This is a genomic window from Actinomadura monticuli (assembly GCF_041463655.1).
Taxonomy (GTDB): Bacteria; Actinomycetota; Actinomycetes; order Streptosporangiales; family Streptosporangiaceae; genus Spirillospora; species Spirillospora monticuli.
Map to the genome: position 1 here is coordinate 453,806 of NZ_JAXCEI010000001.1, position 25,684 is coordinate 479,489.

Genomic DNA, 25,684 nt, shown 5'->3' on the forward strand with positions numbered 1-25,684 from the left:
TCCGGGGGTCACCGCGGCCTCCCGGCGTTCGGGGAATGCGCGTCAGCCTCCCGCCGGGAGCGTCGGCCGGTTCTGCGCGAAGCACTGGGCCGCGTCCTTGTTGACCTGCTCGTCACTCTTGCCGTTCTTGTCCGTCGGCGCCATGACGGGGTTCCCCGGCGTCACCTCGGGCATACCGTAGCCCTTCTTGACCATGCAGTCCCGGAGCTTCGTCAGCATCTCCCGCTGCACCGGGGTGAGCGTCGCACCGTCCTTCGGCGTCCCGCCGCCGTTGTCGGTCGCGCTGGGAGCGGGGGTGGCGCCGCCCGTCTGGGTCGCCGACGTGCTCGCGGCGGTCGGGGGCGCCGCGTCGCCCGCATCGTCGTCGGAGCCCCCGCACGCACTGACGCCCAACGCCAGCGCGGCCGCGGCGACCGGAACGAACAGGACCTTCTTCATGGCCTCTCCCCTGCCGACTTGACTGCACATCCATGTGGTGGACGACCGCGTTGGAAAGGCGAATTCAACAGGACGACCAGAACCGCCCGCCCCCGGTCAATGAGCGCTCATGATGTCACGAACCAGGAAGACTGCGCGGTAAATCGTGACAATTAACGAAACCGCCTTTGACGAACGCCGTCATCCCGCCCACAGGCGCCGTCCGCCGGTGCCGGTGGGCTGCTCTGCCGCCTGCGCTACCGGGGCGGCGCCGGCGGGCCGCCCTGGCCCGGGTGCTGTCCCGGCGCAGGCGGATGCGGCTGGAACTGGGGCTGCCCGCCCGGCGGGGGGCCTTGCGGCTGGCCGCCCGGAGGCGGTCCCGGCGGATACTGCCCGCCCGGTGGCTGCTGCTGCCCGAATCCCGGCGGAGCCCCATAACCGGGGCCGGGACCCATCGGGGGCGGCGGCGGCCCGCCACGCTTACGCCGGGTGAAGAAGAACACGACAACGCACATCACCAGAAGGCCCGCGGCGATCGCGCCCCACACGATGAAGACGGACGAGGAGGACGAGTCGTCTTCCTTCGACGCCGCCGGAGCACCCGACTTGCCGCCCACCGGGTGGTGGACCTTCATCCACCGGTCGAACTCGTCGAACACCGGATTCGCGCCGCTCTTCGGCGCCTTCCCCGCGAGCGGACGGTACGGGCGGATGATCCCGTACCCGGTCTCGTCGTCCTTGCCCTTCTCATGGACGTCCATCGCCGAGGCGATGAGCTGCCGCACGACCTCGCGGTTCTTCATATCGGGATGCTTCGCCCGAATGATCGCCACGGCCCCCGACGTCACGGCCGCCGCGTCACTCGTGCCACGACCTCGATAAAGCTTCCCGTCCCTGAGGACGACGCGCATGTCGACGCCGGGGGCGGCGACTTTCACGTACGGCTGTCGTTGCGTCTTCTCCCACGGCTTGAAACTCGCGTCAACCGCGCCCACCGAAAGAACGCCCGCACAGTTGGCGGGAGAAGTACTCGAATTAGCCCCGTTGCCATCGTTGCCCGCCGACGCGACGATCACCGCATCCTTGCCCAACGCGTAAGCAATGGACTCCTGCACGGCCGTCGGGCAGGAGCCGGGAAGCCCCTGCGAGATGTTGATCACCTGTGCGTCATGGTCCACCGCGTACCGGATGCCCTTGGCGTAGGCGGCCTGGCTCTGCGCGACGATCGGAAGGATCTTCGCGTCCGGCGCTACTCCGACGAGTCCAGTACCGCTTCCTTGGGCGGCGATCAGGGACGCCATCGCCGTACCGTGGCCGGGAGACTCTTTGAACGGGTCCACGTCCTGCCGGCCGTCGCCGCTGCCGTCCTCCGCGTTCGTGCCGGGCAACACGACGCCCTGCAGATCCGGCAAGTTCGCCTGGACGCCCGTATCGATCAACGCGACCGTAACGCCCTTGCCCGTGGACAGCGGCCATAGGTGGCTCTGAACCCCCCAGGACTTGAACCACCATTCGTCCGACCGCGGCTGGGGAGCTGCTGCCGCTACGCCAGGCCAGGCGACCGCACCCAAGATGAACACGGCCACGGTCGAAGCGGCCATCTTCCGAGCCCGTCGCAGCATCAGCACTCCTCGCCCACTGCCTTCCGTTTACAAACGCATCGGCAGACCAGGTTAGACCTGGCCTGCCGATGCGTCATGCTCGTCACCTGACGTCTCTACCGCGTCAGCCGATCACCGGTGGTGCGGTGTCGTCGTCGCCGCCCCAGACGTCCTCGTCCTCGGTCAGCCACGTGCTGCGCTCGTGCTCGTTGCCGTCGCCGCCACCGCGAGCACCGGCACCGCCCATCGGCATTCCCATTCCGGCCATGCCGCCCTTGCCCGCGAGCGCGTTCTTGCCGAACGCGCCGGGGCCCGCGCCGAAGGCGCCCGGGCCGGCGCCGAGGCCGCCGCCCAGGCCACCTGGGCCGGCGCCTGGACCCCCACCGAGGCCGCCGCCACCGAGGCCGGGGCCACCGCCGGGCATCCCGCCGCCGCCGAGGCCGGGACCGCCGCCCGGGCCGCCGCCCGGAGGCAGGCTGGCCAGGTCGGTGCCGGGGATACCACCGCCGGGCCCACCGGGCCCGCCAGGCAGGTCCGGACCGCCCGGGCCGCCCGGGAGGCCGGGTCCGTTCGGTCCACCGGGGATGTCCGAACCAGGGCCACCTGGAGGGCCACCTGGGATGTCACCCGGACCACCGGGCCCACCGGGGCCGCTGGGAAGGTCGGGGCCGCCAGGCCCACCCGGAACGTCGCCGGGGCCGCCGGGGCTGCCCGGGCCGCCCGGCATCTTCGGGGAACCGGGAGGCTTGCCGGTCCCCGGGGGAGTTATGGGGTCCGTCTCCCCGAGCCGGGGGTCGGCCTGCGGCATGTCCTGCACGATGCCGCGGGGGAAGTTGTTGTTGGAGTCGACCGTGCCGTTGTTGATGGCGTTCATCGCGTCTTCGGCACCGTAGTTGTTCCCGATGAGGCTGCCGATCGCGGCGGGTGCGGTGGTCGGGTTGAGGGCGAGCGCCCGCTCGCCCCAGTTGACCGCGTCCTTGACCCAGCTGTCCATGGCGCTGCCGCTGCCGTACGCCTGCTGCCAGCCCCGCTGGGACTTGGCGTGCGCCGCCAGCGCCTGGCTGGTGGTGCTGGACTTGGTCTGGATCTCCTGGGCCTGACGGTAGGCCTTGTTCATCTGGTCCATGGCCTTCTCGGCGTCCTTGCCGCCCCAGGCCTCGACCATCCGCGTCGCCTGGTTGTAGATCAGGCCTACGGAGTCGTCCATTCTTTTGGCGACAGCGCCATAGGTCGTCGCGGCAGTGTCCACCTTGGCGGGCTGCATGCTGTCGACGACCTTCTTGACCTTGTCAAAATGGTCTTCCCAGACCTTGAGCTTGTTGAAGAAGCCGCCAGTGCCCTCGTCACCGGTCTGGATCCGATCGAGTCTGATCTTCTGTTCTTGGCCCACTGGTGATCACCCTCTCCCGTCGTGTGTCGATCAGATCGCCGTGTGCGGGGAGCCGGCCGCTCTCACACCCTGCTCGGAAGCGTCGTCGGCCTTCTTGTGGGTCTTGTCCGACGCCCGGATGGCCTCGATCACCTGCTCGTAGGCGGTGATGAACTGGTTGAACGTGCCCCCGATGGAGTCGCGGGCCGCCGTCACGGTGCCGTAGATACCGCGGCCGGCGTCATAGTCGCCCATCGCCGCCTCCGGCGGCGTGTCGTCCTCGATCTTGTCGCTGTAGCGCTTCGACTTCAGATCGTGCAGGTCCTTCTCAAGCTTCTTCACGATGTCGTTGAGCGTGTCGTGGTTGATCTTGATCTCTGCGCCGCCGGTCGTGGGCAGGCTCTTCGGGTAGGAACCGCCGCCACCGCCTGGTGCCTTGGGTGCCATGTGCGCTTACCTCCTGTCAGTCTCGTGCTCTTCGACTGTCCGGGACACAGGACGGCACTTCTCCCCCGTCGGGCCCGGTGCGGCGAAGCAGGCCCTGGCCGCGTGCACGGCCAGGGCCATCTCACCCAGGAGTTACAGGGTGAGCCATCGTCGAACGTCCGATCAGCCCCAGATGCCCTGGTTGCTGCGCTCGGCCTGCTGGTAGTTGTCGTGGGCGTCACGGATGGCCAGACCCAGCTGCGCCACGACGTTCTGCATGTCCTTGGCGGCGCCGTCCCACTGCTTCTGAAAGACCCAGTAGGCCTCCTGGGCGGAGCCCTCCCACTGGTTGAGCTTCGTCCGGAGCTTGCCCTCCAGGTCGTTCAGCTCGTCCATCAGGGCGCGCGCGGCCTGGCTGAACTGGGCCTCACCCTCGCTGAGGCCGCCGAAATTGGCTCTCGTGTAGCTCATGTTTCTCCTTCTCCAGCCTTTGTCACCTAATTACAAGCCCGGTCAGGTCGTGCCGTTGAGCAAGGACTGGACCTTGTTCACGGCCTGCTCCGACATCTCTTCCTTGGACTCGTAGGTGATCTTCGTCTGGACGAGGCTCTGATGCATGCCCTCCAGCGCCCGAAGGACCTTGCCGAAGTCCTCGTTGAACCGGTTGAACACCGACTCGAAGGCCATGGAGGCGTTACCCTCCCAGGCCGAGCGGACCTGCTGCTTGTGTCCCTCGAGCTGCGTCTGCAGCCCCTTGATGATGTTCGCGGATGCGTCGATGTCGTCCGCGGCCTGCTTCATTGCCGCTCTGTCGACGGCAGACTGCTGCCCCATCAGTCACCTCCAGTGACTCGTATCGTCCTGACCCGCGAGGCGGTCCGGAACAGAGGCGCCGGGCCAACACCAACTGCCCCCGTTTCGGCAGCGCTTTCCAACCCTGTGGCCCATGAAGGCGGGGGGTCGCACCGCAGAGTGCCTCCTACCATAGGATCATCCTCGCCGGGTGTCCATCCGTTCTTCCTCAGTCACAGACGCATTAGCGCCCATTCCGGTTTCATTGAATGTGAAATCACCGGCCGTTCAGTTCCCTGCCTGGGCATTCGTGGTCTGGGTCGAGGAAACCGCCGCCGGATCGAGCACCGGGCCCTGGACGATCAGGTCGAGCACCCCGGCCGGCACCTTGGACGCGTCCCCGGGCAGCGAGTAGCCGAGCTTCTCCGCCGTCTCGTTGTCCTTGATCGGGAACCGCTTGCCCTCGGCGACGAGGTAGTAGGTGTTGACCTGGTCGGCCTGCCCGGGGCTCGGCACCCGCCCCGCCAGCGCGGCGCTGCCCGGCGGGAAGGCGAGCTGGTCGGCGCCGCTCGCGCTCGCCGTCTCCGGAGGCGCGGGGAGCGAGCCGTTCAGGGTCAGGGTGGCGTCCTCGTTGCCGCTCGGGTCGGCGTAGAGGGCGCACAGCGGACTCGTCCCGGTGAAGGGGACGATCTGCGGGGCCTTCCCCTCAAGTTTCTGGTCCCGGATCTGCTGCGCGGACCGCGGGACGGCGTTGACCTGGCCCGCGTTGATGTCGATGGCCTGGACGCCGCCCGAGCCGTACGCCTTCCGGATCTCCGGGTCGGCGACCAGCAGGTCCCGCTGGATCGGGGTGATGGGCGCGAGCCCGTCCGCGAGCAGCACGAACGAGGAGGAGACGCCGGACGCGGTGCTCAGGTTGAAGACCTGCCCGACCCGCGCGTTGCCGGCCGGCCCCTGCGCGGACTGCCCCACGCCCTGGATCTTCGGCGCGGCGAAGTCCGGGCCCTGGGTGACGGAGTTCAGCCACTTCCCGGCGATCTGGACGGGCGTCGCGCCGAGCGTGGTCAGCGCGTACTGGGGCATCCGCATCCGCGCGTTGCGCCACAGCAGCCAGTTCTGCCCGTCCGCCTTCACGGCGATCGCCTGGCCGTCCGCCAGCGGTGTGCCGCCGACCTTGCGCCCGGCGGTGAGCGTGACGAGCGACCTGCGGCCGAGCGAGGTCCCCTCGACCGTCCGCACGCAGACGGCCCACGGCGCCTTCGTCAGGTCGCCCGCGTCGGGGAGCGTGTTCGGCGCGCCCGGGATGCCGATGGCGGGGCCGCGCTCGAACTCCTTGAGGGACGAGCTCGACACGGTCCGGCGGCTCTTGGCGTCGGTGCCGGCGACCAGGCGCGCCGACACGTAGTTGCTGACGGGGCAGAGCTTGCCGTTCTCGCACCACACGTAGCGGGCGCCGGTCTCCTTCTCGACGATGAGCATCCCGGCCTTCTCCAGGCCCGTGGCGCCGCCCGGCCGGATGATGCCGTAGATGCCGAACCCCGCCATGCACAGGATGCCGATCATGATGCCGCTGAACGCGGCGATGTTCATCCGCCGCATCGGCAGTTCGGGGTTGTCCGGCTCACCGGAGATGAGCGCCAGCGACGCGCGCTGGCTCATCAGGCGGTGGGCCTGCAGCAGGTCCTTGCGAGTCTGCACGCGGGACTCCTAACCGGCGAGCCCGCGCATGTACGCGAACAGACCGCACTCTCCGAGGGCCAGCGGGATCAGCGCGATCAGCATGAACATCTCCAGGATGTCCCCGGCGCGGCTCCAGAACGGCGACGGCCGGTGGCCGGGCAGCCAGAGCCCGACGCCCACCACGGTGGCCGTCACGGCGACCAGCGGGAGCAGCGCGCCGCCCGCGAGAGCCGCCGGCGAGGCGTCCCAGGCCCGGGCGACCACCAGCGCGCCGATGCCGAGCATCCCGGGCACCAGCAGGTTCAGCCGCTGCGCCCGGCTGCGGAACAGCCGCGACCGCAGCAGCAGCAGGACCGAGATGACCCCGGCCGTGGTCGGGCCGAGCCAGCCGTCGTCGAACGCGGACGGGACGAGCCCGATGAACGCGATGACACCGAGCCCGGCGGTGAACCCGGTGATGAAGCGGTTGGCGCGGCCGGTGCGGGTCAGCACCTGCTGCCCGTCCACCATGATCGTGTCGCGGCGCAGGTCCTCGGCGCTCTGCGGCACCGGCGGAAGTGTCACCTTGGAGAAACGGAAGGCCAGCGTCGGGGTGAGCGGGGTGAGCATCATCGCGACCACGACCGTGACCGCCGCGATCCCGCCCGCGGACAGGTCCTCGAACAGCAGCGCGACGAGCGAGCCGACCGCGCCGAGCAGCCCGCCGACGACCATTCCCCAGAAGACCGACGCGCCGCCGGTGACGCCCACGACGAGGATCACCGCGGCCAGCACCAGGGTGCCGAAGCCGGCCAGCGCGTTGAGCGCGTCCAGGCCGGAGAACGCGGTGTCGCGTGCGGGGGCGAGCAGGCCCGCGAGGAACGCGTGCGGCAGCGCGGCGAAGCCGAGCACGGTGCCCGCGCGCTCGTCGTTCGCGGCGCGCGATACCGACACCGCCGCGGCGACGTACAGCAGGCAGATGACGCCGGCCGCGGCGGCCGGGACGATCCAGGACGGCCCGGCGAGCAGCACCACGGCGGCCGCGACCGCGGAGGCGCCGCCGCCGACCGACAGGGAGAACTGCCGCGTCCACTCGGGCCGCCAGCGGTCGCGCCGGTCGTTGATCGCGGTCGCCACCACGTCCGCGACGTCGTCGAACGCCAGCTCGGGCAGCTGGGACATGCCGGGCCGCAGATAGAGGACCTCACCGTCGCGGAGCCCCGCCTGCGCCGGCGTCATCCCCCCGTCGAACGGCGCCTCGTCCAGCCGCTGCAGGACCCATCCGCCGTGCGCGAGACCGGCATCGGCCATCTGCGCGCCGGAGTAATGCAGGATCGCCGGGAAGAACTGGGCGAACGGCACGTGCGCGGGAAGCGAGATATCGATGCGGCGCTTCGGGGCCACCACAGTGACCCTGCACAGCTCCGCCCCGGTGACTGAAGCCACTGTTCTTCCTCACCTGTAAGCATGGCTCCTGGGGAGCGTCCGGACACCGGCGAAACCATAACCGCGATAATTGTTACATCGCGCGCCTACGGGGTCGTTCCACCGTCGAGGACGGTATCAGCATCATCCGTCCCGCAGCAGCGAACGCCTCCCGCCGATCGTCCCGTCACGATGTGGAACGGGCGACCGCGAGACGCAGCCGGAGCGCTGAGGGTCAGGGCGAGGCGGCGGCCGTCCGCTTCCTTCTGGCGGCCCGGTCCCGGTGGAAGAGGTACCCGCCGCCCGCGAAGAGGAGCACGATGATCGCGGGAGGGAGGATGAGCCGGAACGTGAAGGTCGCGGCATGCGTCTCGGACACGCGTACCTCTACGGTCTTGCCGGCGTCGCCTTCGCCGGCACCTGCGATCTTGCCATGACCCGTGGTCCCGTCCGGGAGCGTCCAGTCCCCCCGGCAGACGGTGTTTCTGCTCCCCCGTTCAGGGCCGCAGTCCTCCACCGTCGCCGTGGTCGCCGCGCCGGTCGCGTACCACCACAGGGGACGTCCCATGTAGAAGAGGGCCACTGGCAGTGCCACGCACAGGAACGCGGCCAAGAGCCATTTTCGCAGAGAGTTCCGTCCCCATCTCGACGTCCACCTCGACACGACGTCGTCCACAGCCGGCTGGGCGCGGGCTTCAGGGCCGAGGGGTTCGTCGTCAATGGCCCGGATCCACCTCGGGAGCATGCGGCGCGGCGGGTGGATGGCGTAGACGGCGGTGATGACGATCCCGACCATGGCGAGCACCACCCCCAGCACCGTCAGCAGAGGCGGTGCCGGATCGAGCAGGAGATCGAACCCCACCAGTGCGGCCACCAGCAGGAGGGTGCCCGCGAACCACGGTGCGGCGAGGGGCTTGTAGTTCGCCTCCCAACTGCCCGTGTACCACGAGCGCCAGTGACCGGTGAAGGCCAGCGTGCCCGCGACGAGGATTCCCACCAGGACGAGCAGCGCGACGATGAGCAGGGCCACGCGACCGCCGGACAGGTTCAACGAGTCCTGCCGTGTCGGCGTCGCGGCCACCGCGAAGGCGAGTGCGGTCATTCGCCGGTGTCGCGGAGGCCGAGCTTGCGGTGCAGCTCGTCCATCATCTGCTGGGACTGGCGCAGCGGGTCCCCGAGGTCGAGTCCGTCCGGTCCGAACATCGTGGTCTCCGAATTCCCTCAGATTGCATTCGGATGGAAGATGGGCGTCTCTCGCGGCCGAGGCACCGCGCCGACCGTCCGATTCGCCATAGCCTGCTGTCCGGAAAGCCGCGGGGAGCGCTTTATCCGTATGATGTCGGGCTGCGACGACTGACGGCCAGAGGGGAGCCCGGTCCAGTGAGCACGGTACTGGTGCGGCGCAAGGAACGCCGGAAGCCGCCGGAGATGCCACGGGGCGAGGTCCTGCTGGAATCGCCGCCCGAACTGCCGGAGATCAGCAACGACGGGTTCCGCAGCGTGCTGACGTACCTGCCGATGGCGGCGGGGTCGGGCGCGATGGCGTTCATGTTCCTGAACCCCAACTCCAACCCGCTGCAGATGGTCGCGGGCGGGATGATGGGCCTGTCGATGTTCGGCATGATGTTCAGCCAGGTCGGCCAGAAGTCCGGCGAGCGCAAGTCCAAGCTGAACAGCGAGCGGCGCGACTACCTGCGCTACCTCGGGCAGGTCCGGTCGAAGGTGCGCAAGGCCGCCTCCCAGCAGCGCGAGGCGCTGGAGTGGTACAACCCGGACCCGACGCGGCTGTGGTCGATCGCGATGAGCTCCCGGCTGTGGGAGCGGCGCCCCGAGGACGGCGACTTCGGCCAGGTGCGGGTCGGCGCCGGGCCGCAGCGGCTCGCAGTCCAGCTGATCGCGCCGGAGACCAAGCCCGTCGAGGACCTGGAGCCGATGAGCGCGGGCGCCCTGCGGCGCTTCGTCCGGACGCACTCGACCGTCCCCGCGCTGCCCGTCGCGATCAACCTGCGGTCGTTCTCGCGGATCTTCCTGTCCGGTGACGTGGAGGCGGGCCGGGCCATGGTCCGCGCCATGATCATGCAGGTCGCGGCCTTCCACTCCCCCGACGACCTCCAGGTCAGCATCTGCACGTCCCAGGAGCAGCTCCCGCACTGGGACTGGACGAAGTGGCTGCCGCACGCGCTGCACCCCACCGAGCACGACGCCGCCGGGCAGGTCCGCCGGATCGCGCCGACGATGTCGGAGCTGGAGGTGCTGCTCGGCCCGGAGGTCAAGGACCGGTCCCGGTTCGTGGCGGGGCGCCCGTCCGGTGAGCTGCCGCTGCACGTGGTCATCGTGGACGGCGGCATGGCGTCCTACGACTCGCAGCTCGCCGCCGACGGCATCGAGGGCGTCTGCGTCATCGACCTCGGGCAGACCGTCGGCCACACCACCGAGGGCGGCACGCTGCGGCTGAACGTCGCCCCCGGCAAGGTCCACATGCTGAAGAAGGACCGGACCGGCAAGGACGTCCCGTCCTCCATCGGCGCCCCCGACAGGGTGAGCATCCCGCAGGCGGAGAGCCTCGCCCGGCAGCTGTCGCCGTTCCGCAGCAGCGCCAGCGACACCACCGAGGAGGAGGACGTCCTGTCGGGCAACATGACGCTGACGTCCCTCCTCGGCGTCGACAATCCGTACGAGGTCGACCCGGCGCGGGTGTGGCGGCCGCGCGCGCAGCGCAACCGGTTCCGGGTGCCGATCGGGCTGGATTCGGACGGCCGTCCGATCGAACTCGACATCAAGGAGTCGGCGCAGGGCGGCATGGGGCCGCACGGCCTGTGCATCGGCGCGACCGGTTCCGGCAAGTCGGAGCTGCTGCGCACGCTGGTGCTGGGCCTCGCCATGACGCACGCGCCCGACATCCTCAACTTCGTCCTCGTCGACTTCAAGGGCGGCGCGACATTCCTCGGGATGGACGGCCTGGAGCACGTCTCCGCCATCATCACCAACCTGGAGGACGAGCTCCCCCTCGTCGACCGCATGTACGACGCGCTGCACGGCGAGATGGTGCGGCGGCAGGAGTACCTCCGGTCGATGGGCAACTACGCCTCGCTGCGCGACTACGAGAAGGCCCGGCTGGACGGCGCCGACCTGCCGCCGATGCCGACGCTGTTCCTCGTCCTGGACGAGTTCTCCGAGTTGCTGTCCGCCAAGCCCGACTTCGCCGAGCTGTTCGTCATGATCGGACGCCTCGGACGGTCGCTCGGCGTGCACCTGCTCCTCGCCTCGCAGCGCCTGGAGGAGGGCAAGCTGCGCGGCCTGGACACCCACCTGTCCTACCGGATCGGCCTGCGGACGTTCTCCGCGATGGAGTCCCGCGTCGTCCTCGGCGTCCCCGACGCCTACGAGCTGCCCCCCGCGCCCGGTAACGGGTACCTGAAGTTCGCGACCGAGCCGATGGTGCGGTTCAAGGCGGCGTACGTGTCGGGTCCCGTCGACGAGCAGCCGAACAAGCAGAGCAGCGGCCAGCAGACCGGGCAGGTCGCCGCCCGGGTCGTCCCGTACCTGCCGGGGTACATGCAGCCGCAGGTCATCGAGCAGCCGTCCGAGCAGCAGCCCGAGCCGGCGGAGAACAAGAACAAGGACGCGCTGTTCGACGTGGTGGTCCGGCAGCTCGCCGGCCACGGCGGGAAGGCGCACCAGATCTGGCTGCCGCCGCTGGACGACCCGCCCGCGCTGAACGAGATGCTCCCGCCGCTGCAGGTGACCCGCGAGTACGGGCTCACGACGGCCGGCTGGGAGGGCCGCGGGAAGCTGTACGCCATGGCCGGCATCGTGGACAAGCCGTTCCACCAGCGCCGCGACCCGTACTGGCTGGAGCTGTCCGGCGGCGCCGGGCACGTCGGCATCGCGGGCGGCCCGCAGAGCGGCAAGTCGACCACGATCCGGACGCTGATCGCGTCCCTCGCGCTCACCCACACCCCCGCCGAGGTGCAGTTCTACTGCCTCGACTTCGGTGGCGGCGCGCTCGCATCGCTGGGCGAGCTGCCGCACGTCGGCGGCATCGCCACCCGCCTGGACGCCGACCGCGTCCGCCGGACGGTCGCCGAGGTCAGCGGCCTGCTGGAGCAGCGGGAGCGGGAGTTCGCCGAGCGCGGCATCGACGGCATCGCCACCTACCGGCGGATGCGCGCCTCCGGCGAGCACCCCGGCGACGGCTACGGCGACGTGTTCCTCGTCGTCGACAACTGGCTCACCCTCCGCCAGGACTACGAGGCCATGCAGGACACCATCACCCAGCTCGCCGCGCGCGGCCTGGGGTACGGGATCCACGTCATCGCCTCGTCCAACAAGTGGACCGAGTTCCGCAGCAACGTCCGCGACCTGTTCGGGACCAAGCTGGAGCTGCGGCTCGGCGACCCGTACGAGTCGGAGATCGACCGCAAGCTCGCCGACAACGTCCCCGAGGGACGTCCCGGCCGCGGCCTGTCCCGCGACGGGTACCACTTCCTCACCGCCGTCCCGCGGATCGACGGCGGCGCCGCCGACGAGTCGCTGAACGACGGCGTCCTGAAGATGGTGCAGGCGGTCAACGAGTCGTGGACCGGGCCGCGCGCCCCGCAGGTCCGGATGCTCCCGGACGTCCTGCCCGTGTCGCAGCTGCCGACCCCGTCCGAGACCGGGATGCGCATCCCGATCGGCATCGACGAGGAGTCCCTCTCCCCCGTCTACCTCGACTTCACCCAGGATCCGCACTTCCTGATGCTCGGGGACGCCGAGTGCGGCAAGTCGAACCTGCTGCGGCACATCGCGACCGGCATCACCAGCCGCTACACGCCCGAGCAGGCCCGCATCATCTTCATCGACTACGGCCGCTCGCTGCTGGACGTCGCCAACACCGAGCACCAGATCGGCTTCGGCGCGTCCGCACCGGCGGCGACCTCGCTGGTCAACGACGTCCGCGGCGCGATGATGCAGCGGCTCCCACCGGCGGACCTGACGCCCGACCAGCTCCGCTCCCGCTCCTGGTGGACGGGCGCCGACCTGTTCCTCATCATCGACGACTACGAGATGGTCGCCACGTCCGACAACCCGCTGCGGCCCCTCGTGGAACTGCTGCCGCAGGCCCGCGATATCGGCCTGCACATCATCCTCGCCCGCGCCATGGGCGGCGCCGGACGCGGCATGTTCGACCCGGCCATCACCCGCATCAAGGAGATGGCGTCCCCGGGCCTGCTCATGTCCGGCAACAAGGACGAGGGCATCCTGCTCGGCAACATCAAGCCCCACAAGCTCCCGCCGGGCCGCGGGTACCACATCGACCGCCGCACCGGCACCCGACTGATCCAGACCGCCTACCGCGACGACCCCGTCCACTGACGCATCGACGGCATGACGACCAGAAGGAGCGCCCGGCTTGGGACAGGACGACTTCCAGCACCGGACCGACACCATCCGTGCCCTCGCGGACAAGCATGAGGCGAAATGCGGTGACCTGCTCAAGGAAGCCCGCTATGCCTTGAACGGGGCTCCGCGCGAGGTCAGCACGGGCGCCTTCACCATGTACGGCTTCGAGCTGGCGACCGCGCACGCCATCGCCACCGAGTGGGCGGACCAGGACCTCAAGACCAAGGCCCAGGAGCTCGGCGAGTTCCGGCAGAAGCTCCACGTGGTCGCCAAGTGCCGTGACGCCGCGGAGGCGGCGAGCACGATGAAGGCCTGAGGTGCCGCAGTTCGCGGCGCTCGCCACCCTGGCCGCCGCCGTCGCCTGCGCGGTGGCGGCCCGGGTCTGGTGGCGCAGGCGATGGGCGGGCCGGGCGGGCGTCCCCCGGCGGACGCCCGGCGCGAAGGGCGCATCGGAACTCCGGCTCACGCTGGGGCCGCGCGCCTACCGGTGGCCGTTCGCACTGGCGGTGGCCGGCCCGGTGGTCGGCCTGGCCCTCTGCGCGAGCACCTTGCCGAACGAGGAGGCGTGGGAGTCCGGCGCGGTCGCCGGGACCCTCGTCTTCTACGGCGGCGGCGGGCTGCTGGTCGGCCTGGCCGGCGCCGTCTGGGCACTCGCCGTGCACCGGGGTCGCCTGATCGTCACCATCAGCGGGGACGGCATCGCGCTGCGCCGCCGGGACGGCGAGGCGACGATCCCGTCCGGCGCGGTGCGCGCGGTCGGGCTCACCTGGCCGATCAGCGACCCGGTCTGGACGACCTGGTACGACCCCGCGGCGGCGCCGGGCGTCGACGCCGTCACCAAGGTCGGCCGGCGGGCCCCGGAGGAGTCGGCGGCCACGCTGCTGCGGGACCGGTCGCTTCCCGCCGGCTGGCTGGAGGAGGTGCGCGCCGCGACGACCGAGATCCTCGGCGGCGCCTGGCGCGTCCTGGACGAGCGGGGCCAGGAGGTGCCGGGGCCGCCGCCGCGCGCCCTCTTCGACGCCGACCGTGTTCTCGTGGACGGCGAAGGTCGCTACCGCAACGAACGCGGAGGCGCCCTTCTCGCCCAAGCCTGCGGAACCCTGGAGAGGAAGTCGACGCAGGGAGCGAGCTTCTTCGCCGTCAACCCCAACAAGAAGCGCAGGAGCATCGTCCTGCGCGACCCCCACGCGCGCACCGTGCTCGTCCTCAACAGGTCGTCCCGGACGCTCGGCGGGGAGCGGATGACCGTCCTCGACGCGGACGGGAACCGCCTCGGCGAACTCGGCGGGCGGGGGCGGATGTCGCTGCGCTCGGCCGACGGCACGCCGCTCGGCACCGTCCGGCAGGACGGCGGCCGCTATGTCCTCACCGACGCGACCGGCCGCGAGGCCGCGTCGCTGCGGACCAAGAGCGGCGCCGACAACAGCCGCATGTGGCTGGAGTTCGCGCCGGGATGCCCGGAACCGCTCCGCCCGCTGGCGCTCGCGCTGCCGATCGCGGTGCGCATCACCCGCCAAGTCTGACCAGTCCGTCACCACCGAGGGGGCCGTCATGTGTGGAATCCTGTACTTCAAGACCGCAGCCCAGATCGCTTACTTCAGCTCGTCCGCGTCCGCCCTGCTGATCCCGAACGCGTGGCCCGCGGTCTCGGTGATCTACGAGGGGCAGGGCGACCCCGACCAGGTCTTCCACGCCGCGATGGACTGGTGGAAGGTCAACGAAAAACTCGGCGAGGCCGGCACCGCCAGCCAGCAGCTGCGCAACGAGCCCACCCCGGAGGACTGGACGGGCGGCGACCGCGAGGCCTACAACGAGAAGCTCGACCCCTACGAGCGGCGCTGCATGTACTCGAGCATGCACGCGGCGGCGATCAGCATGTCGATGTACGGGGTCATGGCCATGCTCATGATCTTCATCACGCTGATGTGCATCGTCGCCGCCATCCTGTTCGCGCTGGCCGTCTACCTCATCTATGTGGCCGCCAGCACCATGGGCACCGGCTTCGCGGCCGCGCAGGCGCAGGCCAACATCCACGCCGGCCGCTGCTACCAGGTGCTGAAGAACGTCAGCAACGTCTACGAACAGATCATGAAGGTGGCGGCGGCCGTGGTCGGCGGGTTCTCCGGCCTCGCCGCCGTCGGCAACGTGGCGGACGGCGGCGGATGGCGCGCGCTCGGCGACATCGGCGAAGGGCTCTTCCACTCCGTGGACGACATCGTCGCGGGCGCCCTTGGCAAGCTCGACCAGTCCATCAACGCGGGCCTGATGAAGGGGCGGATGGGCGGCCAGAACCTCTTCGGCTGGACCGTGCCGACCCGGTCCCTTCCCCGCGACATGCGTCCGTTCATCGCGCCGCTGGTCGGCATCAAGGGCATCCCCGAGGTGGGTTTCACCAGCCCCTGGAAGCCCGAGGACCAGCAGGAGTGGGGAGCCGGCGCCCCGATCGGGCTCGGCAGCATGTACCCGCAGCGCCAGTACGGCAACGAATACGTCGACAAGACGCACCCGGAGACGCCCTGAGCGGCGTCCTGACGGCCCTCGCGTAACGGCGAGGTGGTGCCCGGCTCGGTGCGGGCGCCACCTCGCCGTTTGACGAGTCAGCGGTACCGCGGGCCCTCGTACGGGTCCTCGTCGTCCCGGTCATCCGGCGTCGCGCGAGGCCCCGGGCCGCCGCCCTCGATGTGACCGCCCGGCGACCAGCCCGGCGCGGGGGGAGCGCCCTGCACGTGACCGCCCGGCGTCCACTCGGGCGCGGACGCGGCACCGCCCTCCACGTGACCGCCCGGCGACCAGCTGGGCGCGGGGGGACCGCTCGGGGCCTGCCCGCCCGGCGACCAGCTGGGCGCGGGCGGGCCGCCCTGCACATGCCCGCCCGGCGTCCAGCCGGGCGCCGACGGAGGACCGCTCGGGGCCTGCCCGCCGGGCGCCCAGCTGGGCGGCGGGGGCGGGCCGGGCGGCGGGGGCGGAGCGGGGCTCGGGTTCGGGTTCGGCGTGCTCGCCGGACGTCCACCCGAATACGCGCCACCCGGATACGCGCCACCCGAGTGCGCGCCACCCGAGTGCGCGCCGCCTCCCTGCGAAGCACCGGACTGCGGGCCGGCGGGCGCCGGACCGCCCGCCATGCCCTGCATGGCCCGCCGGACCTGGTCGAGCATCCCCTCGACCTCCTTGGTGGCGCCCTGGAAGATCTTCCCCATGTCGCCCAGCGTCTGGGTGATGCCCTGCGGGTCCTCGACGAGGTCCTTCAGGTCGGCGGGGCTGAAGTCCTGCTGGGCGAACGACTCCTCGGTGACCTCCTTGACCTGCCGTTCGAGATCGCGCTTGGCCTCGTAGGAGACGGTCAGGATGGTCTCCTGCAGCTCCGCGGCGTTCATCCGCAGCGCGCGCGGGTCGAGCTGGAGGTCGGCGAGCCCCCGGTCCTGGTCGTAGACGGCCTTGACCCTGCCGTCGGAAGACTCCGCGCGGCCCTTCAGCTCGGCCAGCCGGCGCTGCAGCTCGGCGACCTGGTCGAACTGGGCGCGCGCGTCGCGGAACATCAGCTCCGGGTCGAGGGCGTCATCGGCTCCGAAGTCCGGCATCGGCGCTCTCCGTTATCTCCCGCTGAGGGGGTCGTGCTGGCTGGTGGTCAGGGGCCGGGACGTCAGGGGCGGCGGCGGGCGGCGGGGACCACGACGGCCGTCACGCCGACGATGGCGGCTAGGGCCAGGGCCAGCGCGGCGATCGCCAAGGCCATGGTGCGGCCGAACCGGTCCTCGGGGACCGGCTGGTCGATGGACACCCGCTGGACGCCCGCCGCGGGGGCGGCGCTCGCACCGCCGCCGCCCGTGCCGACGGTCGTGACGGCGCGGAGCGGGTTGACGACGCCGGAGCCGGTGCCCTGGGCCTGGGCGCCGTCGGCGGTGGTTTCGATGCGCTGCTTGACCTGCTGGTAGTTCAGCGTCGGGTTGAAGGCGCGGATGAGCGCGGCGGTGCCCGCGACATAGGGGGCCGCGAGGCTCGTGCCGTCGTCGAGCTTGTAGGAGTCGCGCGGCCAGGTGCTCACGACGGACTGGCCCGGCGCGGTCACGGTGACGGGTGTGACCGTGTTGGAGAAGTTGGCGAGTGTGCCGTCCTTGGAGAGGGCGCCGACCGAGATGACGCCGGGGTAGCTCGCCGGGTACGCCTTCTGCGGGGTCTGCCGGGTCTGGTCGGTGAGGTTGCCCGCCACCGAGACGATCACCACGTCGCGCTGCTGAGCGTAGTGCACGGCCTGCCGCAGGTCGGGCAGGTCGGGCGACTGGGATGAGATGTTGATGACCTTCGCGCCGAGGTCGACCGCCTTCCTGATCGCCTGCGCGGCCCATCCGGACTGGTTGCCGCTGGCCTTCACGGCCATCTTGACCGAGATGATCTCGGCCTCGGGGGCGACGCCGACGAACGGGATGCCCCGGTCGCGCATGTCGGCGGCGCCGATGACCCCGGCCACCGCGGTGCCGTGGCCGACGCAGTCCGTGAGGCCGCTCTTCGTCACGTCGTAGGCCCTGACGTGGCCCCTTAGCTGCGGGTGGCTGGTGTCCACGCCGCTGTCGACGACGGCGACGCGCACGCCCTTGCCGCGGGTGTGCTCCCACACGTCGGTGAAGTTCAGCCGCTCCTGCGGCCAGAGCTGCTTGGGCAGCTCCTTCGCGGGGCTGCCGTAGACCAGTTCCTGCTCGCAGGGCGCGGCCTTGGCGGGCGCCTTCGCGGCGGCCCTCGCCGGCGCCTCCTGGAGCGGAGGGGCGAAGACGGCGCCCAGCGCGATGACCGACGCGAGAGCGAGTGTCGACGAACGCCGCACCACCGTTCCTCCAGAGCCCGAATCGCGGCATGAGCACCATGCACCTTACCGGGATGCGCCGGGACCGACATGTCGGCGTATTAGCATCTGGCGGACGCCGTCCACGGCACCGGTCCGTCACCAGCCGTGTCGTCCCCCAGTGAACAGGAGCAATGATGCCCGAGTTCAGCCTCGGACCGGAGTTCGAGCGCTTCCAGCGCGATCTGCAGGAGCAGATGGGCGACTTCACCAAGGTGCGGGAGTCCGTCCGGGACGCCGTGGGCCGCGGTGAGGCCGCGGGAGGCCGCATCGTCGCCGAGTACGCGGCGGAGGGCGGCGTGACCAAGCTGGAGATCGACCCGCGTGCGCTGCGGCTGCCGGCCGCGGAACTCGCCGAGGAGATCCGCGCAGCGGTCAACGGCGCCGCGGGCGACTTCCAGCGCAAGGCCCGCGAGGCGAGTACCGCCCTGTTCGGCCTGCCGGACGACCCGCGGGACGGTCTGGACCCGGCCAAGGCCCTCGCGTCCCTCGACAAGATCGCCAACGGCTTCGCCGGGCAGATGCGGGATCTGGCGCGCGAGCTGAACGTCCAGCAGCAGCGCGTGGCCGACGCCATGAACGACCCTCGGGGCCCGGGAGCCGCCGGCTCGCCCGGCCCCCGCTGAAACGTCCGGTGGTCAGGCCTCGGGCGTTCCGTAGGTGCCGACCGGCGTGTCCACCGAGCCGGACGTCGTCGTCCCGTCGTCGCCGCCGTACTCGACGTTCCCGGTGCCCTTGACGACGTCGCCGCCGTTGGCCTGGACGCCCGCGGAGCCGGAGACGTTGCCCTCGCCGGTCTCGAAGTCGTGGCTCCCCTCGATGCCGACGGAGGCGCCGGCGTTCGGCAGGGGCACGTCGGCGCCCGTCCCCCCGGTGGGCGCCGACCCGGGCGTCTCCACGCTGACCCCGGCCCCGTAGTCGATGCTGCCGGCGTCGCCGCGGAAGACGCCGTCCTCGTCGGTGTAGCCGACGCTGCCGTTGACGCCGACGCCGGCGGGGGTCTTGACGCCGCCGGACAGGTCGCCGCCGGCGAATCCGTGGTCGCCGTACTTGACGTGGCCGCCGCCGGTGATCTCCGTCCCGCCGGGGGTCTCGTAGGTCGCGCCGCCGCCGATCGTCCACGTGTGGTCGGCGTTCCGGTCGGCGTCGAGGTCGACCCCGGAGACGGACAGGCCCTTCCCGGCGCGCGCCCCGGCGACCGCGAGGCCGCCGTTGATGACGTTCTGCCCGAGGTTGGCGAGGGCGGCGGCGGAGCCGGTGACCTGGGCGGTGGCGAAGTCCGACAGCGCCTGGTCATTGCCCTTCGCGGTCTCGGCGACCGCGGCGAGCATCGAGCCGGCCTGGAACACGACGGCGGCGAGCTGCGCGGTGGCGGCGAGGACGCCGGTGGCGACGATGGTGATGGTCAGGCAGGTCGCGGCGATCGCCTCACAGGCCGCGGTGATCTCCGCGGTGACGATCCCGGCGAGCGCGGCGGCGGCGACGGCGGCCAGCGCGGCGAGGAAGGTGCCCATCGCGACCGCGAAGATCGCGTAGATCATCAGCGCCCACGCGAGGACCGTCAGCGCGATGGCGACCGCCTGGCAGTAGACGAGCAGGATGTCGAGCTGGGCCGCGAACTCCCCGGCCTTGCGCTCGTAGGCGTCCCGGTCGTCCGCCGTCCAGTCCTTGGCCGGGATCGCGGACACGCGCTCCCGCAGCAGCGTCCTCGTCCGCTCGACGGACGCGGCGGCGTCGTTCCACGCCTGCGCCGCCTTCTCCAGGTTGGCGGGGCTGCCCTTGCTGAGCTTGAACTGCAGCGCGACCATCGCGGCCGGCGGAAGGATGAACTGGGCGGCGCCGGCCTCGACGGCGGCGGTCCCCATGAGGGTGTCGTAGGAGTTGAAGGCGCTCATCTGGGCTGTCCCGCTCCGCTTCAGACGTAGGTGATCGTGCTGGCGGTCTCCGCGGCGCCGTAGGTGCCCGCCGTGGTCGTCAGGTTCTGCGCGAACCCGTCGAGCATCTCCAGGTGGGTGTTCAGGTCCTCGTAGACGAACTGCAGGCCCATCGGGTAGGCCATGGACGCCATCGTGCCGGTGACGCTGAAGTCGCCGCCCTCGATCGTCCCGTTCTCGTTCAGCGCCGTCCGCGCCTTCTCCAGGGCCGGACGGACCGTGCTCCTGATCTCCTTGGCATGCTGGCCGATCCGCTCCGGGGTCACCGAGATCTCGCTGCCCACACCGCCGCCCTTCGTTCGTTCGGTCGGGTACGGCAGGATAGATCATCACATCGGACCGGTGTCGGCGTATTACCATCTGGCGAATGCAGTCGACGGCGCCGGTCCCGCCAGCGTCCCAGCAGCGAGCGGGGGCTGGGCGGCGGTGGGTCGTGCCGGTGGGCGTGTCCGCGGTGGTGGCCGTGCTGGTGCCGGTGGTGTGGGTGCTGGGCGGGTTCAAGGAGACGCCCGAGCAGCCCGCCAAGAAGGCCGGGGAGGCGCTCGACCTCGGGTTGTTCACGGTGACCGTCCGCGACGCGCGGATCGGGCTGGCCGGTGAGACGTTCGGCAGCGGCCGGAAGCGGTTCCTCATCGTGCGGATGCGGGTGCTCAACAAGGGCAAGGAGACCAGGTCGCTGGGCGGCGCCGGGCTGTCGAAGGGCGTCGTCGCGCTGACCAGGACCGGCAAGTGGATCGAGCCCGAGCGGATCGACGGGGTCGCCGGCGGCGCGCGGACCGACGTGGTGCAGCCGGGGCTGCCGGTCGAGGCGTCCGCGATGTGGGAGATGGGCCCGGCGGATTCGCCGACGAAACTGACCGTGGGCCTGCGCGAGTGGAAGTACGAGCACGGGTTCACCGACGCCTCCTACAACTGGATCGTGTCGCCCGGCGACGACACGCTGGTCGGCCGCATGACGCTGCCGGTGAGCCCGTCGTGAACGTCCGTCAGGTGCTCCTGCGAGGCGGCGCCGGGGTCGGCGGGACGGTCCTGCTCGCCGGCGCCATGTGGCTGCACTCCGTCCGGCCGGAGGTCAGGGCGGGGGCGCTGGACCCGATCCGGACCGGCGGGACGGTCGGCGAGAAGGTCATGACCCGCGACTTCGGCGTCCGGGTGGAGAAGATCACCGCGGCGCGGTCGCTGGAGCCGACCTTCTCGCTCGGCGGCAAGCCCCCCGTCGGGACGGACGGGGTGTACCTCGTCGTCCAGCTCAGCGCGACGGCGCGGCGGGAACCGCTGCAGCTCAGGTCCGCCGAGCTGGAGACGCCGGGCGGCTACACCTTCCGGGAGGATCCGCGCACCTCGGACGTGTCCATCAACCAGCCGACGTTCCAGCCGCTGCTCTGGTCGTCCACGAAGCTCGTGTTCGAGCTGCCGAAGGAGCGGGTGGAGGGCGCGCACCTCGTCGTCGGGACCGGCGGGCTGCTGCCGCAACTGTCGTCGGCGGCCGACATCGACCTCGGCCTCACCAAGGACGGGACGGCCGCGCTCATGCGGGCCGCGACGGACCGGTACCAGGTCAGGGAGAACGCTCCGTGACGGCCTCCGACACCCGTCCCGACGGGATCCCGCTGCCTGGCCAAGCCGAGCCCGAGCCGTCCGGACGGGCCGGGACCGGGATACGTCCCCGCGACCGGCGGATCGTGCAGGCCATCGCGCTCGTGTGCGCCATGGCGGCGATGCTCGTCCTGCCGTGGACGGACGAGACCGCCAACGTCCGGAAGTCCCTGAAGCCGCCGGAGAAGGTGACGACCGTCCCCGAGGGCCGGATCGGCGAGCTGGTCGGCGCGAAGTGGAAGGTCTACGACCGGCGGACGGCGGCGCCACTGGGCGTCGCACAGGCGGGCGGGCAGGCAGGCGGGCAGGGCGACGTGGTCGAGTTGCGGTTGCAGGTCGCCGTCCTTCCGTCGGACGCCGCGAGCGCCAAGGCGGTCGGCTCCTACGGCCTCCTGTACCGGCTCCACGACGACGACGGCCACGTGTGGTTCGCGAGCGGGGTCCGGACGGCCGAGCCCAGGGCGGGCGCCGCGATGCGCATCACCGTCCGGGGGACGGTGCCTCGCTCCAAAGCGGAGGCGCTGGAACTGCGGATCCAGGCGCCGAAGGAGTCGCGGAAGCCGGAGGACCCGCTGGTTTCGCTGCGTTTCGCGCGCTGACCCGCGCCATCACGAGGTTGAACGCCGCCGCGAGCAGGCACACGCGCAGGATCTCGAACACGAGGCCCGTCCCGTAGCCGATGGCCGGGAGCCACTGCATCCACCACGCCACCTCGTGCGGGCCGATCAGCTCGTACACCAGGCGGCGGAACGCGTCCTCGCCGACGTGCAGCCCGGCGAACAGCAGGGCGAAAGTGGCGAACGGCATCATCCCGGACCTACGGACGAGCCGCAGCCCGTACCAGGCGGGCAGCCACATCTCCCGGAGCCCGCGGGTGAGCAGCTCGCGGGGGCTGTTCGTCCGGTCGATCCCGCCGGCCCGCGCGAGCCGCCGCGCCGCCCGGCCGCCGCCGAGCACGACCCGCTCGTCGCCCGCGTCCAGCCCCAGGATCACCCCGGCGATGACCAGCCAGATCAGCGCGCCGAGCACGGCGTCCTTGAACGGCCCCCACAGGTCGAACGCGGGCCCGGCGACGCCGTTCAGCCAGGCCCACGCCTCCCGCCCGGTGAACCAGTCGACGCCGAGGCCGCGCAGGTGGTCGATGGTGAAGATGCCGAACAGTGCGAAGTTGATCTCCAGGAAGGCGACGAGCGCGCCGATGGCGCGGGGCAGCCGCTGCTCCAGCCGCCACTCCGCCAGCACCTTCAGCACGAACAGCCCGGCGGTGAGGCCGATCGCAAGGCCGATGTGCTTCTCCAGCGAGAGCAGCATCCCGGCGCCCTCGATCTGCCCCTCGATGCCGCCCTCGGCGAACCCGCGGCTCGCGGCGCTGGACGCGAACTCGCGGGCGTCCTCGCTCTGCAGCCCCCACGCCAGGTAGAAGATGACGAACGGGAGCGCGGCGCGGCCGATCGCGCCGATCACCGGCTCCTCGTTGCCGACCGCCCATGGCGTCAGATCGCCGTCCGATTCGCGGGCGTGCACGACGTCCAGGCCCTCCCGGACGCTGTGCACCATCAGCACCGTGACCGTCAGCGTGATCACCACGAGCAGGCCGATGGTGACGATCGGCGCGACGGACGCCGCCGTGCCCTTCATCGTGCCGAGCTTGTAGCCCCCGTACATGGCGCCGTAGCGGAGCAGCTCCCCCACGGTGAACCACAGGGACAGCGGCAGGACGAACCGTCCCGCGAGTTTCAGCGCGGCCCACGGGAGGATCAGCGGCGAACGCGCGGACGGCCAGGCCATGGCGCCCGATCGTAAACGATCCGCGGACCGGCGGCGGCTCGCGCCGCCCGCCGGGAACCCCCTGCGGGAACGCCGAACCCCGCCGTCCCGGATGGGCGGGACGGCGGGGTTCGGCGGCCGTGCTCAGGTCAGATCGCGACCTGCAGGCCGGCGACCTCGCCGGTCTTCGCGGTGACGGTGTTGTCGACGCTCACGCCGCCGGCCGCGAGGACGCGCACGGTCCAGTCGCCGTCGGCGGCGAAGAACCGGAACACGCCCTCGTCGCCCGTGACGACCTCGGCGGTGAACTCACCGGACGAGTCGAGCAGGCGGGCGTAGGCGCTGGACACCGGGGCGCCGTCACGGGTGACGGTGCCCTGGATGACGGCCTCGTTGGTCAGGTCGACGGTCGCGGGCAGATGGGCGGTCTGCTCGGGCGCTGCGCAGCCCTGGGTCATTGCTCCTCCTACGGTGGGAAGGTCGGCCGGGTTACTTGGGGGCGCCGAGCTCGATCGGCACGCCGATCAGCGAGCCGTACTCGGTCCAGGAACCGTCGTAGTTCTTCACGTTCTCGATGCCGAGCAGCTCGCGCAGCGCGAACCAGGTGTGCGAGGAGCGCTCGCCGATGCGGCAGTAGGCGATCGTGTCCTTGTTCAGGTCGACGCCGGCCTCGGTGTAGAGCTCGCGCAGCTCGTCGTCGGACTTGAACGTGCCGTCGTCGTTGGCCGCCTTCGACCACGGGATGCTGCGCGCGGTCGGGATGTGCCCGGCCCGCTGCGACTGCTCCTGCGGCAGGTGCGCCGGGGCGAGCAGCTTGCCGCTGAACTCGTCCGGCGACCGGACGTCCACCAGGTTCTGCTTGCCGATCGCGTCCACGACCTCGTCGCGGAAGGCGCGGATGCTGAGGTCCTGGTCCTTGGCCTTGTAGTCGGTCGCGGGACGGGTCGGGACGTCGGTGACGAGCTCGCGGGAGTCCAGCTCCCACTTCTTGCGGCCGCCGTCGAGCAGCTTCACCTTGTCGTGGCCGTACAGCTTGAAGTACCAGTACGCGTAGGCCGCGAACCAGTTGTTGTTGCCGCCGTACAGGATCACCAGGTCGTCGTTGGCGATGCCCTTGGCGGACAGCAGCTGCTCGAACCCGGTCTTGTCCACGAAGTCGCGGCGGACCGGGTCCTGCAGCTCGGTCTTCCAGTCGATCTTCACGGCGCCACGGATGTGGCCCTTGTCGTAGGCGGACACGTCCTCGTCGACCTCGACGAGAACCAGGCCGGGCGCGTCCAGGTTGGACTCAACCCAGTCGGTGTCCACCAGGACGTCTGAGCGGCTCATGCGGGAACCTCCCTCTCGGAGCGAACTTTCGCGGTGACACGTCGGATTAGTAGGTACATCTCGCAGCCGAGGCAGAACCCGAACACCGCGTTCAGGAACGCCGCCGCCAGCGCGAGGGCGGTGGCACCGATGCCGAGCCAGGTGGTCCCCGTCACATATCCGACCGTTCCCACCAGGGCGAACACGAGTCCGACACCCTGCGCGAAGCGGGGCGCGGCGGCGTCCTCCAGTTCCCTGGGCGGAGCGAGCCGAGGACGGATCAGCACTTTGTACGCCAGTCCGTACGGGGCGAACCGTAGGCCGAGGAAGGTCGCGAGAGCGAACACGACGGCCTGAGCGGCGAGCAGTGCCCAGCTTCCGGTCACCAGGACCACGATGAGGACGGCGGTCGTGACGGCCGCACCGAAGCGCGGCCCACGCGGATCAACCTGCATCGGGGTGCTCCTGGCGGAGTGGAAGCGTGCGTACGAGCTGGAAAATCGGAAAGTGCTCGGGGGCGGACGGGCTCGATGCCTCAGGCCGGGCGACAGAGCGAGGCGGCCACGCGGCAGAAGTCCACCGCGCGGCGCTTCGTGAGCATCTGCTCTGTCCAGTAACGCACGGACTCGATGTTAAGCGGCAATCCACGCGGTGTCACATCCGTCTCGCCTTCCGAGACGGTGACATTCGTCTTAGCGCAGGTCGCGCGCGTGCGCCTCACGGGATGACCTCGCCGAGAGCCGCGATGACGTCGGGCTTGCGGGGCGCTCCGGTGGCGCGCCGGACGACGCGCCCGGCACCGTCCAGGACGAGGACGGTCGGGGTCCGCACGATGTTCAGCCGGCGGACGAGGTCCAGGTGGGCCTCGGCGTCGAGTTCGACGTGCGCGACGCCGTCCACCATCCCGGTCACCTCGCCGAGGACGCGGCGGGTGGCGCGGCACGGCGCGCAGAACGCGCTGGAGAACTGCAGGAGGGTGGCCTTCTCGCCGAGGTCGGCGCCCATCTCGTCCGGCCCGACGGTCTCGGCCACGTCGTCACTCCCGTTCCGCCGCCGGGCGCGCAGCACTCCGTCACGGTGCCGCCGCACGAGGCCGAACACCGTGGCCGCGAGGAGGACCGCCGCGGCGATCAAAGCTCCGTTCATCGTCATGGGGAACCCGGGAGGGCCG

Annotated in this window: 27 protein-coding genes; 8 read left to right on the forward strand and 19 right to left on the reverse strand. The window is 71.0% G+C overall.

All coding sequences use genetic code 11. The features are described from left to right. Positions 1-42: 42 nt before the first annotated feature. From SM611_RS02180 to SM611_RS02220, 9 genes are all read right to left on the reverse strand, one after another. A complete protein-coding gene (locus SM611_RS02180; protein WP_371947063.1) occupies positions 43-438 on the reverse strand; it encodes a hypothetical protein in 396 nt (131 codons plus the stop codon). A gap of 236 nt (positions 439-674) precedes the next feature. Then, the gene (locus SM611_RS02185; protein WP_371947064.1) at positions 675-2,039 is read right to left on the reverse strand and encodes a S8 family serine peptidase; all 1,365 of its coding nucleotides are present in this window, start codon (positions 2,037-2,039) and stop codon (positions 675-677) included. 103 nt (positions 2,040-2,142) lie between these two features. Beyond that, positions 2,143-3,408 carry a WXG100 family type VII secretion target gene (locus tag SM611_RS02190; protein WP_371947065.1) on the reverse strand — a complete coding sequence of 422 codons (1,266 nt, stop codon included), beginning with the start codon at positions 3,406-3,408 and terminating at the stop codon, positions 2,143-2,145. A gap of 30 nt (positions 3,409-3,438) precedes the next feature. Further along, entirely contained in the window at positions 3,439-3,834 is a 396-nt protein-coding gene (locus SM611_RS02195; protein WP_371947066.1) for a hypothetical protein, read from the reverse strand. Between the two features lie 162 nt (positions 3,835-3,996). Further along, a complete protein-coding gene (locus SM611_RS02200; protein ID WP_371945021.1) occupies positions 3,997-4,284 on the reverse strand; it encodes a WXG100 family type VII secretion target in 288 nt (95 codons plus the stop codon). 42 nt (positions 4,285-4,326) lie between these two features. Further along, the gene (locus tag SM611_RS02205) at positions 4,327-4,647 is read right to left on the reverse strand and encodes a WXG100 family type VII secretion target (protein ID WP_346044929.1); all 321 of its coding nucleotides are present in this window, start codon (positions 4,645-4,647) and stop codon (positions 4,327-4,329) included. Between the two features lie 246 nt (positions 4,648-4,893). Then, positions 4,894-6,303, reverse strand: coding sequence for a type VII secretion protein EccB (eccB, locus tag SM611_RS02210; protein WP_371947067.1), 1,410 nt, complete (start codon positions 6,301-6,303; stop codon positions 4,894-4,896). 9 nt (positions 6,304-6,312) lie between these two features. Further along, complete coding sequence (gene eccD / locus SM611_RS02215; RefSeq protein ID WP_371947068.1) at positions 6,313-7,710, reverse strand: type VII secretion integral membrane protein EccD; 1,398 nt, start codon at positions 7,708-7,710, stop codon at positions 6,313-6,315. A 214-nt stretch (positions 7,711-7,924) separates the two neighbouring features. Beyond that, positions 7,925-8,719, reverse strand: coding sequence for a hypothetical protein (locus SM611_RS02220; RefSeq protein ID WP_371947069.1), 795 nt, complete (start codon positions 8,717-8,719; stop codon positions 7,925-7,927). A 350-nt stretch (positions 8,720-9,069) separates the two neighbouring features. On the opposite strand from SM611_RS02220, the gene eccCa reads away from it, so the two are divergent. From eccCa to SM611_RS02240, 4 genes are read left to right on the forward strand one after another with little or no spacing between them, the layout of a single operon-like run. Next, complete coding sequence (gene eccCa / locus SM611_RS02225; protein ID WP_371947070.1) at positions 9,070-13,047, forward strand: type VII secretion protein EccCa; 3,978 nt, start codon at positions 9,070-9,072, stop codon at positions 13,045-13,047. A gap of 37 nt (positions 13,048-13,084) precedes the next feature. Further along, the gene (locus SM611_RS02230; protein ID WP_371947071.1) at positions 13,085-13,390 is read left to right on the forward strand and encodes a hypothetical protein; all 306 of its coding nucleotides are present in this window, start codon (positions 13,085-13,087) and stop codon (positions 13,388-13,390) included. A 1-nt stretch (position 13,391) separates the two neighbouring features. Further along, on the forward strand, positions 13,392-14,597 hold the full coding sequence (locus SM611_RS02235; protein ID WP_371947072.1) for a hypothetical protein: 1,206 nt from the start codon (positions 13,392-13,394) through the stop codon (positions 14,595-14,597). A gap of 28 nt (positions 14,598-14,625) precedes the next feature. Further along, entirely contained in the window at positions 14,626-15,594 is a 969-nt protein-coding gene (locus SM611_RS02240) for a hypothetical protein (protein ID WP_371947073.1), read from the forward strand. A 77-nt stretch (positions 15,595-15,671) separates the two neighbouring features. On the opposite strand, the gene SM611_RS02245 is transcribed toward SM611_RS02240, so the two are convergent. Both SM611_RS02245 and SM611_RS02250 read right to left on the reverse strand, forming a co-directional pair. After that, on the reverse strand, positions 15,672-16,652 hold the full coding sequence (locus SM611_RS02245) for a YbaB/EbfC family nucleoid-associated protein (RefSeq protein WP_371947074.1): 981 nt from the start codon (positions 16,650-16,652) through the stop codon (positions 15,672-15,674). 62 nt (positions 16,653-16,714) lie between these two features. Beyond that, on the reverse strand, positions 16,715-17,890 hold the full coding sequence (locus SM611_RS02250; protein ID WP_371947075.1) for a S8 family serine peptidase: 1,176 nt from the start codon (positions 17,888-17,890) through the stop codon (positions 16,715-16,717). A gap of 155 nt (positions 17,891-18,045) precedes the next feature. On the opposite strand from SM611_RS02250, the gene SM611_RS02255 reads away from it, so the two are divergent. After that, positions 18,046-18,534, forward strand: coding sequence for a YbaB/EbfC family nucleoid-associated protein (locus SM611_RS02255; protein ID WP_371947076.1), 489 nt, complete (start codon positions 18,046-18,048; stop codon positions 18,532-18,534). A 12-nt stretch (positions 18,535-18,546) separates the two neighbouring features. On the opposite strand, the gene SM611_RS02260 is transcribed toward SM611_RS02255, so the two are convergent. Together SM611_RS02260 and SM611_RS02265 are read right to left on the reverse strand one after the other, a co-directional pair. Next, on the reverse strand, positions 18,547-19,803 hold the full coding sequence (locus SM611_RS02260; protein WP_371947077.1) for a hypothetical protein: 1,257 nt from the start codon (positions 19,801-19,803) through the stop codon (positions 18,547-18,549). 20 nt (positions 19,804-19,823) lie between these two features. Continuing rightward, a complete protein-coding gene (locus SM611_RS02265) occupies positions 19,824-20,126 on the reverse strand; it encodes a hypothetical protein (RefSeq protein WP_371947078.1) in 303 nt (100 codons plus the stop codon). An 83-nt stretch (positions 20,127-20,209) separates the two neighbouring features. Here SM611_RS02265 and SM611_RS02270 point away from each other — a divergent pair, with 83 nt between their 5' ends. Genes SM611_RS02270 through SM611_RS02280 form a run of 3 tightly spaced genes read left to right on the forward strand, consistent with a single transcriptional unit; the run spans position 20,210 to position 22,037 of the window. Further along, complete coding sequence (locus tag SM611_RS02270; RefSeq protein WP_371947079.1) at positions 20,210-20,821, forward strand: hypothetical protein; 612 nt, start codon at positions 20,210-20,212, stop codon at positions 20,819-20,821. Beyond that, complete coding sequence (locus tag SM611_RS02275) at positions 20,818-21,420, forward strand: hypothetical protein (RefSeq protein ID WP_371947080.1); 603 nt, start codon at positions 20,818-20,820, stop codon at positions 21,418-21,420. The genes SM611_RS02270 and SM611_RS02275 overlap by 4 nt, the downstream gene beginning before the upstream one ends. Next, the gene (locus SM611_RS02280) at positions 21,417-22,037 is read left to right on the forward strand and encodes a hypothetical protein (RefSeq protein WP_371947081.1); all 621 of its coding nucleotides are present in this window, start codon (positions 21,417-21,419) and stop codon (positions 22,035-22,037) included. Before SM611_RS02275 ends, SM611_RS02280 begins: the two co-directional genes overlap by 4 nt. On the opposite strand, the gene SM611_RS02285 is transcribed toward SM611_RS02280, so the two are convergent. The 6 genes from SM611_RS02285 to SM611_RS02310 all read right to left on the reverse strand — a co-directional run bounded on the left by SM611_RS02285 (position 21,919) and on the right by SM611_RS02310 (position 25,518). After that, entirely contained in the window at positions 21,919-23,226 is a 1,308-nt protein-coding gene (locus SM611_RS02285) for a hypothetical protein (protein WP_371947082.1), read from the reverse strand. The genes SM611_RS02280 and SM611_RS02285 overlap by 119 nt on opposite strands. Positions 23,227-23,354: 128 nt before the next feature. Continuing rightward, the gene (locus SM611_RS02290; RefSeq protein ID WP_347636376.1) at positions 23,355-23,663 is read right to left on the reverse strand and encodes a DUF1416 domain-containing protein; all 309 of its coding nucleotides are present in this window, start codon (positions 23,661-23,663) and stop codon (positions 23,355-23,357) included. Positions 23,664-23,694: 31 nt separating this feature from the next. Next, a complete protein-coding gene (locus SM611_RS02295) occupies positions 23,695-24,534 on the reverse strand; it encodes a sulfurtransferase (RefSeq protein WP_371947083.1) in 840 nt (279 codons plus the stop codon). Next, on the reverse strand, positions 24,531-24,968 hold the full coding sequence (locus tag SM611_RS02300; protein ID WP_371947084.1) for a DUF4395 domain-containing protein: 438 nt from the start codon (positions 24,966-24,968) through the stop codon (positions 24,531-24,533). The genes SM611_RS02295 and SM611_RS02300 overlap by 4 nt, the downstream gene beginning before the upstream one ends. 80 nt (positions 24,969-25,048) lie before the next feature. Continuing rightward, positions 25,049-25,114, reverse strand: a complete 66-nt coding sequence (locus SM611_RS02305; protein WP_353070578.1) for an Ms5788A family Cys-rich leader peptide — start codon at positions 25,112-25,114, stop codon at positions 25,049-25,051. Positions 25,115-25,230: 116 nt separating this feature from the next. After that, positions 25,231-25,518: a TlpA family protein disulfide reductase gene (locus tag SM611_RS02310; protein WP_371947404.1), complete on the reverse strand. Its 288-nt coding sequence runs from the start codon at positions 25,516-25,518 to the stop codon at positions 25,231-25,233. Positions 25,519-25,684 lie beyond the last annotated feature (166 nt).